Raw genomic sequence first — 9,672 nt, forward strand, 5'->3', positions numbered from 1 at the left:
ATCTCACGCCCCGATCGTCGTCAATCAGGCAATACGCTTGCATTAAACCCGATCGCCCCTAGCCCCCTTGAAGAATGGGGGAACCCGAAGCGATCAAAGTCCCCCGACTATCCGGGGGATTTAGGGGATCTGCGGAAAATAAACACTGTTAAATGAACAGTCTCGCGCTAAAACGGTGGTTGCAAATAGAAGCATCTACGAAGCAACGGGGTTTCTAGAGCCGTAGAACATTAGTTGAATCCGATTGTAAGTCACAATTGACAACTCACAAATCAAAAATTTGAAGATTTCCGTTGAATATGAAAGATCAGAATTCCACAAGAAGCATCATACTAATTGTCGATGACAACCAAACCAATCTCGACGTACTTTTCGAGCTGTTAAGGAATTACGGCTATAAAGTATTAGTGGCTCTAGACGGCGAAAGCGCGATCGAGCAAATCGAATACATCCATCCCGACCTCATTCTTTTGGACATCATGATGCCAGGAATTGACGGTTTTGAAACTTGCCTGCGTTTGAAAGCAGACCAGTCAACGCGAGACATTCCCATCATCTTCATGAGCGCCCTTTCCGACACCCTCGACAAAGTAAGAGGCTTTCAGACAGGAGCCGTTGACTACATCACCAAACCCTTCCAGCACGAAGAAGTATTGAGCCGCATTGAAACTCACCTGACAATCCGCAGCTTGCAAAAAAAACTCGAAGAAAAAAACCTCGAACTCGCCCACCTCAACCAAAACCTAGAAAGACTTGTCGAACAAAAAACCAAGCAATTGATCGACCAGGAAAAAACAGCAATCATCGGACGTTTGACTCAGGGCATGGTGCACAACTTCAGAAGTCCGCTGCAAGTAATCCAGACTAGCGCCGAATTGATTGAAACAAAAGCCACAGAAATGCAAGAAGACTCTTTTTTTAGTTACACAAAGTATACCTTTCAAGCTGTCACAAAAATCAATCAGATCATGGATACTCTGATGATGAAAAGCAGAGAAGAGCAAAAGCAAGATTTGCAGCCTGTGAATATCAACGATTTAGTACAGCGAGAAATTCAGTTATTGGAAGGAAATATGTATTTTAAAAATAAGATTAGAAAAAAATATTTTTATGACGAAGAAATTGTCACCGTTCCCTTGATTTATTCCTATATATCTCAAGTTTTTTATAACTTAATCAATAATGCAATGGATGCTATGTGGGCAAAGAAAATCCGGGAACTAACTATAGTGACCAGGCAAGATGACTCGAACATATACATGGATATTTCAGATAACGGATGCGGTATAGCACCTGAAGATTTATCAAAACTCTTTGACCCTTTTTACACATCAAAGCCACCTAAAGGCGAAGAAAAAACCGAAGGAGAACCGACAGGAACTGGTCTCGGACTTTATACTTGCCTTGAACTTTTAAAACCGTTTAACGGCGAGATTGCTATTAGCACCAATCTCGGTAAAGGCAGCGTATTTACAGTTGTGCTACCCAAACAGCAGCCAACTCAACCGACCAATTAGATAACCGGAGTCAAGCTCACAATTAGGTTTTCGATCGGGTTCGTAGTAAGAACTTTAGTTTTTCTCGATCCAGAGATAGGACTAAAGTCCTCACTACGAACGGGCCTTACTCATCAGTGATTCAACCGAGACAATTTCCTAGCGTATTCCGTAAATTCACTGTAATTTACCTAGGTTCGCAGTCACAAATGCAACTCTTTCTCGACAATCCGCGCTTTTTTGCCTTGACCCTTGCTATTTCCCTGCCAAAGGTTGTAAATTAAAACAGAGTAGTGTTGCAATATCAATAAAAAGATGATGATTTTAGCCCGCTAGGTGTGGGGCGAAGTCAATAATCTAGTGTCCCGTCGCGCAATAAGTAAGGTTCGTAGTGTGGACTTGAGTTCGTAATATACTGCCGATTAAAGTTCACACTACGAACGGTTTTTGTTATAATAATAATTGACCCGACAGGATATAATTTGCTGCTAGAGACTCAATTTTACAAATAAATCTGGAGTCAGCAGGTATCCATCGCACTCTAAACCGTCCGGTTCAAGTTATCCCAAAATCAGCTAGGTAGCTTCATCCGCTGCTACATTTTTATTAAATACTAAAAAATAGCAAAATGAAATCTGTTTGTGAGTCAACTTTAACGCTTGCTACTTTGAAAGTTCTGTTAGTAGAAGACTGTGCAGAAGATGCAGAACTCATTCAAGAATTGCTGTCTGAGTATGGGTTGAGAGGATCGATTGAGACGACGAATGTAGTTTGCCTTCAAGATGCTATAGAAATTTTAAGCTGCGAGATTTTTGATGTAATTTTATTAGACCTCACACTTCCTGACAGCCAAAAATTCAATACTTTTTTCCGGCTGCAAGATTGCGGGATCAATATTCCGATCGTCATTCTGACAGCGGCCGATGAGGAAGAAATGGCCGTCGAGTTAATTGCAGCAGGCGCACAAGATTATCTGGTAAAAAAACAAGTAAACAGCAGGTTGCTGGTGCGGACGCTCCGTTGCGCGATCGCCCGCGAAAAACGGCAAGCACAATGGCAAACAAGTCAAGTAAAATACCAGCAACTTGTTGACAATATCAAAGAAGTTGTTTTTGAAACAAATATTGCTGGCGATTGGACTTTTCTGAATCCGGCTTGGACGGAAATTACCGGATTTACCGTTGATGAAAGCTTAGGAAATTCCTGTTTGACTTACATTCATCCAGACGACCAATTTCAATATTTAAATTTGTCCAGAAGCCTGAGTAAAAATCAAGGAACGTCTTGTTGCTATCAAATTCGATATCTTACCAAAAATGGCGATATTCGGTGGGTAGAAGTGCAGGTTTTTTTGATTTTGGGCCAGGGGGAGGCGCTGGGGACGACAGGAACTATCAACGATATTACGGAGAAAGTTTTAGCCAGAGAGGAACTGGAAGCTAGTAAAAACTTTTTGAATTATACAATCGATGCAGTTGCCGATCCAATTTTTGTCAAAGATGAACAGCACCGCTGGATACTGTTAAATGATGCTTTTTGCAAGCTGATGGGCAAGCCGCGCGAAGAACTGCTAGGCAAATCGGATTACGACTTTTTCCCAAAAGAAGAAGCTGAGTTTTTTTGGGAGAAGGACGAACAAGTTTTTAGGACGGAGGAAGAAAACGAAACTGAGGAACTATTTACGGATGGTGGCGGTGCCGAGCACATTCTGTCTACTAAAAAAACGATATTTGAAAATACCGACGGTCGTAAAATTCTTGTGGGGATCATTCGAGATATTAGTGAAGATAAGCGCAAACAATTAGCTCTGCAAGAAAGCGAAGCTAGATTGCAGCAACTTGCAGCCAATTTGCCGGGAATAATTTATCAATTTCGACTTTCAACTGATGGAAAAATGTCTTTCCCTTATATTTCTTCTGGCTGCCGCGATTTATATGAATTGACACCAGAAGATATTCAGCTAAATTCCGAACTTATTTTCAATTGTGTTCCTCCAGACAACCGGGCAAAAATTTACGAATCAATTGCTGTTTCGGCGGCAAATATGCAGCCCTGGCAGCAGGAATGGTGTGCGATTTTGCCGTCTGGAAAACTTAAGTGGATGCGAGGGGTTTCGAGACCGGAACGAGTTGATTTTCCGACAGAAATAGGGCAGGAAGGGGATATAGTTTGGGAAGGCATGATACTGGATATTACTGATTTTAAACAGGCAGAAGCAGCTTTGCGGGAAACGGAAGCCAGATTTCGATCGCTAGTTGAGAATATTCCCGGCGCTATCTGCCGCAGCTTGTACGATGCTGATTGGACGATGGTGTTTGTTAGCGATGAAATTCAGGCAATTAGCGGCTATCCGGCTGCGGATTTTACTGACAACAGCCGCTTGAGTTTTGCTAGCATTATCCACGAGGCAGACAAGGAAATGGTCGATCGACAAGTCAGCGCAGCGGTAGAGTCGAGACAGCCGTACAATCTAGAATACCGGATTTTTCGCGCTGACGGGGCGGTGCGGTGGATGTCGGAAAGAGGTAGACCGACTTACGATCGAGAAGGGTTAGTTTTGTGGCTCGACGGAGCGATTTTTGATATTACCGATCGCAAAACCGCCGAACTGACTCTGTGCTTGGTAACTCAAGCTGTAGACAGCGCTAGCGATGCGATCGCGATCGCAGATTTGAACGGCTGTTCAATTTATCACAATCAAGCATTTATTCAGCGCTACGGCTATACAGTTGATGAACTAAATAATGCCGGCGGCCCGGAAGCAATGTACAAATCTCAAGAATTGAGAAAGTTATTTAAAGTGCTGCGGAAAGGTTCTTCCTGGAGCAGTCAAATTGCACTCAAAGCTAAAAATGGCGAAGTCATAGAAACTATTTTGCGAGCAGACTGCATTAAAGATAGCGACACTAAACCCATAGGAATGATGGCAATTATTGCCGACCTCACAGAACTAAAACGCACCGAATCGGCATTAAAACTCAGTCAAGAGCGATTGCAGTTGGCGGTTTCCGGCAGCTCTTTGGGTCTGTGGGATTGGAATTTAGCCACTGGCGAAACTTATTTCGACGCGCAGTGGAAATCAATGCTCGGTTACGCAGAAACTGAAATTGAAAATAACCTCCAAGGTTGGGAAAATTTGCTGCATCCCGAAGACAGGCTGAAGGCAAAGGAATCTTTAAAATCCTGTTTTGAAGGTCGCACCGATATCTATGAAGTTGAATTTCGGCTGCTCAACAAAGCGGGAAATTGGCAGTGGATTCTGGCGATGGGTAAGGTGGTCGAGTATGACGAATGGGGCGGGCCGCTGCGGATGACAGGCGCTCACAAAGATATCAGCACCCGCATTGAAGCTGAAGCCGAAAAAACAGAGTTGATCGTATCTCTACAACAACTTGCCGAACAGTTGCAAGCAGCGCAAAAAATTGCCCGCATGGGGAATTGGGAATTTGATATTCAGACACAAATTATTACTTGGTCGGCGGAAGTATTTAGAATTTACGGTCGAGAATTGAATCAGCCGCCGACAATGGAAGAACTTTTAGAGCAAATTCATCCCGATGACAAAGAAAAGTTTACACAAGTTGTGCAAAAGGCAGTGACTGAAGGCACAGCTTACGACATTGACCACCGCATCTATTTTCCATCAGGAGAAATCCGGCACGTTAACGGTAAAGGACGAGTTGTTAAAAATGAGTTTGGTCAAGTGGTGCGGCTGTTTGGCACGGAAATGGATATTACCGATCGCAAAAAATCAGAAATTGCTTTGCAAGAAAGCGAAAAACGGTTTCGAGCTGTATTTGAACAAGCGGCCGTCGGCATTGTTAAAGTGCGGCCAGACGGTTATTTTTTGAATGTAAATCCAGGCTTTTGCAATACTGTCGGGTACTCAGTATTGGAACTGAAAGCCCTAAATCTTTGGGATATTTCGCACCCGGAAGAGATAGCAGCAGATGTCGATATGGCAAAAAAACTGTTAGCTGGGGAAATCTTTAATTATGCACTTGAGAAACGCTTTGTACGCAAAGACGGTTCATTGGTTTGGGCGAACGTGACTGTATCTTTAGTGCGGGATGAGTTTGGGGAACCGAATTACGGACTTGCTGTGATTGAAGATATTAGCGATCGCAAACTGGCCGAGTCTATTTTGCGCCAGCAACTAAAGCGAGAACGTTTGGTGGTAGGGATGCTGGAACGCATTCGATCTTCTCTAAATTTAGCCGAAATTTTGACAAAGGCTGTGGCTGAAGTCCGGCAATTTTTGGATACAAACCGGACAATTATTTATCGCTTTAATCCTGACTGGAGCGGTTTTGTAACTGTCGAATCTGTAGGCGAGAATTGGCAACCGCTTCTGGGAAGAACTATTAACGATTCTTGTTTAAAATCCACCAGCTATGCTGCTCACAAAGATAATCGCACTGTAGTGATCGATGATATTTACCAAGCCGGTCTTTCGCAGTGCCACATTGATTTGTTAAGTCAATTTCAGGTGCGAGCTAATTTGGTAGTGCCGATTTTGCAAGGCGAGAAGTTGTGGGGGCTATTGATTGCCCACGAGTGCGCGGCCCCCCGCCACTGGCAGGAAATTGAGGTGGAGTGTCTCAAACAAATTAGCGTGCAATTGGCGATCGCGATCCAGCAATCGACGCTGTTCGAGCAAGCACAAATTGAAATTGCCGATCGCAAACAAGCCGAGTCAGCTTTGCAGGAATCGGAAGCGCGAGAACGCTTAAAAGCACTAGAGTTGGAAGCAGCAATTAATAAACTTAAAACGACTCAAGCTCAACTCGTTCAAAATGAAAAAATGGTGAGTTTGGGTCAGTTAGTTGCTGGTGTTGCTCACGAAATTAACAACCCCGTCAGCTTCATTCACGGCAATATCAGTCCGGCTAGCGGTTACAGTTTAGATTTGCTGGAATTGATTCAAGTTTACCAGCAATACTGTCCCAATCCTCCGGCGGAAGTTTTGGATAAAATTGATGCGATCGATTTAGATTATATTGTTGAGGATTTTCCGAAACTGTTTACTTCGATGCAGGTAGGAACCGAGCGAATTGTAGAGATTGTCAAATCATTGCGTAACTTTTCCCGCTTGGACGAGTCGGCGGGGAAGTCGGTCAACATTCACGAGGGAATTGACAGCACTTTGATGATTTTGCAAAATCGGTTAAAATCTCACAGCAGCCGTCCGGCGATTCAGGTAATTAAACATTACCAGGAACTGCCGCAAGTTGAGTGTTTTCCGGGCGAGTTAAATCAGGTATTTATGAATATTTTAATTAATGCGATCGATGCTTTGGAAGAACGGGACAAAGGGCGGACGGTGCAGGAGTGCGATCGGCATCCCAGCACGATCGCGATTCGGACTTATCCGGCTGCTGCAGGCTTCGTAGCGGTATCTATTGCCGACAACGGCGGGGGGATACCGGACTCGGTGCGATCGAGGCTGTTTGACCCGTTTTTCACGACTAAACCAGTGGGCAAGGGGACGGGTTTGGGACTGTCGATTTCTCACTCGATTGTAGTCGATCGGCACGGCGGTCGCTTGAGCTGTATTTCGACACCGGGAGAAGGATCGGAGTTTGTGATTGAAATTCCAGTGCGATCGAATTTAACTGGTAGGAGTTCTAATTTGGGAAAATAAATTAGGAATTGGCAATAAAAAATTAGACGATCAATTGCATTTATTGACTTTCCTCGGAATGAAATCATCTGCATTAATCTATGTTCATCTACCTGTCATGTGGGGTAGATATATCAATCAAAGTATACAATTCAATTCAATGTTATTCTTCCTTATTCCCTCTTCCTTCTTCCTTCTTCCTTCTTCCCTCTTCCCTCTTCCTTGTTCCCTCTTCCTTCTTCCTTCTTCCCTCTTCCCTCACATCAAAATCGGCGTAGATTCCGACTTGCTGCTAGCGTGACAAATGCGATTTTTACCTTCAGTTTTAGCTTGAAAAAGGGCGCTGTCAGCGCTGCGAATTAAGGTGTAGGGAGATTCCTGCGAATCAGGCATCGCTGTGGCAATTCCGCAACTGAGGGTAAGATAAGAGCCGATCGGCGATCGCGCGTGAGGCAATTTCAAACTGGCGATATCGTCGCAAATTTTCCGGGCGACAACCTTTGCCCCTTCGACGCTGGTATTGGGCAGCACTACGGCAAATTCTTCGCCACCGTAGCGGGCGGCAAAATCCCCAGCCCGCTTGCTAGAAGAGGCGATCGCGCTGGCAACTTGGCGCAAACAATCGTCGCCGCCGACGTGGCCATAAAACTCGTTGTAAAGTTTAAAAAAGTCGATGTCCAACATAATTAAAGAAAGCGGCAGTTCCTCTCTTGCCAATCTGCGCCACTCCAATATCAAAACGCGATCGAACTGGCGGCGGTTGGCAATGCCCGTCAGTCCGTCAGTAGTTGCCAGTTGCTGCAATTTTTGATTGGCTATTGCGAGCTGGCGGTAAAGTTGAGATTGTTCGATCGCGATCGCCACTTGATTTGCTAAGTGCTGTAAAAAATCTATTTCCCACTGCTGCCATTCCCTCATACCGCTGCAATTGTATGCTGTCAGCATTCCCCACAATTTATTGCCATTTTCACTCCTCAAATCCGGCGTACTAGAACCCTGCGCCTGCGGTTGAGCAGCCTGCCAAGAGATATAATCTTCCACTGCATCTGGTGTCTTTTCTGCTTCCCAAAAAGTGCCTTCTAGTCTGTTATTTGCCGTTTCCCAGTCGCCCGATTGCCAAATTGGCACGCTTAAAACTGCTGCAATTTCACAATCTGCCAGCAACTCTTTGTAACTGCCAGACAATTCGGCAGCGCTGACATCTGCTATTGCTTGTACCGACTGAGATTCGACCAAAACAAAGCATGACACCGCCATTGCAGCACTAATATTTTGATTTTCAATATAACCCAATGGCAAACCATCACCTGCGGCGATCGCACCTTGTTGCTCTTCCTCGTCGAGTTGAGAAGCCCAATCCTGACAGCGATAAATTAAAACGCGGTCTGTTTTGAGAAATTCGCGCACTTCTGCGACAGTATTTTGGAGAATGCTTGCCCCGTCTATTGACGATCGAATATGTTGGATCATTTGTCCCAACAGCCGCTCCCGGAGAGCTTGTTGTCGCAATTGTTCTTCGACTTGCTGGCGTTCGATCGCGTAATGGATCGCCCGCACCAGCAGAGTTCTGTGAAATCTTCCCTTCACCAAACAATCTTGAGCGCCCGATCGCAATAGCGACAGCGCCGTATTATCATCATTGGTATCCGTCAGCACCACCACCGCCACTGTGGGCGATCGGGCTTTCAAAATGGCAATATCCTGCCTTCCCCCCAAGCTGTCTGACACTGACAAATCCAACAGTATTGCATCAAATTTTTCTGCTTCCAGACACGCCAGTCCTTTCTCCAGAGACTTAACAGTTTGAAGGCAAAACAGAGACTCGCTGAATGACCCTAAAAGGTCTTCAATCAGCGTCGCATCTGCGAGGTCATCCTCAACCAACAAAATTTTCAGACATTGATGACGTGTTAACACAACTATAGCGTTCGCAGCGGGTTGAATGAAACTTTTTTGTTTTGAAATCTATACTTACCCTGCAATATGTCGGTCTATCAAATGTAGCCTACAATCACACGATCCATCTCAACGTCAATTAAAGCTTACAGATCCCGACGCGGGAGCGAAACAATTTCAAACCAATACTTACATAAAGTCTTCATTACTTCAACCAATCCTTCAAAAGTGACTGGTTTGGATATGAAAGAATTAGCACCCAAGCGATAGCAAAGCAAGATATCTCCGCTGCGGTGCGAGGTTGTGAGAATCACCACCGGAATTTGTTGTAAATCCGGGTCAGCTCTGATCGAAGTTAGTGTTTCTCGCCCGTCTAGCCTCGGCATATTCAGATCCAAAAGTATCAAGTCTGGCTGGTGCCAATTGCTGATACCAGCATATTCACCGCGACCGTACAAATAGTCTAGCACTTGTTCTCCATTTTCCACAAATTTTATTTTAATTGTTAATCGCACTTCTCGCATTGCTTCCTGCATCAAAAAGCGCGTGTCCTCATCATCGTTGGCTATTAGAAGAGTAAAACTTTTATTGTTATAATTCACGACTTTACCTCACCACCAAGAAATTTTGTGAAGTAGGGGGACTTGGAGCGGTGTC

General features: G+C 44.5%; 4 protein-coding genes. 2 read left to right on the forward strand and 2 right to left on the reverse strand.

Features of this window, described 5'->3' with window-relative positions; translation table 11 throughout:
- Positions 1-299: 299 nt before the first annotated feature.
- Together QUB13_RS11220 and QUB13_RS11225 are read left to right on the forward strand one after the other, a co-directional pair.
- A complete protein-coding gene (locus QUB13_RS11220) occupies positions 300-1,517 on the forward strand; it encodes a hybrid sensor histidine kinase/response regulator (protein WP_333114533.1) in 1,218 nt (405 codons plus the stop codon).
- Positions 1,518-2,124: 607 nt separating this feature from the next.
- Complete coding sequence (locus QUB13_RS11225; protein ID WP_333380642.1) at positions 2,125-7,140, forward strand: PAS domain S-box protein; 5,016 nt, start codon at positions 2,125-2,127, stop codon at positions 7,138-7,140.
- Between the two features lie 237 nt (positions 7,141-7,377).
- Here the strand turns inward: QUB13_RS11225 and QUB13_RS11230 are convergent, their stop codons facing one another.
- Both QUB13_RS11230 and QUB13_RS11235 read right to left on the reverse strand, forming a co-directional pair.
- The gene (locus tag QUB13_RS11230; protein WP_333380644.1) at positions 7,378-9,036 is read right to left on the reverse strand and encodes a diguanylate cyclase domain-containing protein; all 1,659 of its coding nucleotides are present in this window, start codon (positions 9,034-9,036) and stop codon (positions 7,378-7,380) included.
- A gap of 125 nt (positions 9,037-9,161) precedes the next feature.
- Entirely contained in the window at positions 9,162-9,617 is a 456-nt protein-coding gene (locus QUB13_RS11235; protein WP_333380646.1) for a response regulator, read from the reverse strand.
- Positions 9,618-9,672: the final 55 nt, after the last annotated feature.

The organism is Microcoleus sp. B4-D4 (genome assembly GCF_036705185.1).
Lineage (GTDB): Bacteria > Cyanobacteriota > Cyanobacteriia > Cyanobacteriales > Microcoleaceae > Microcoleus.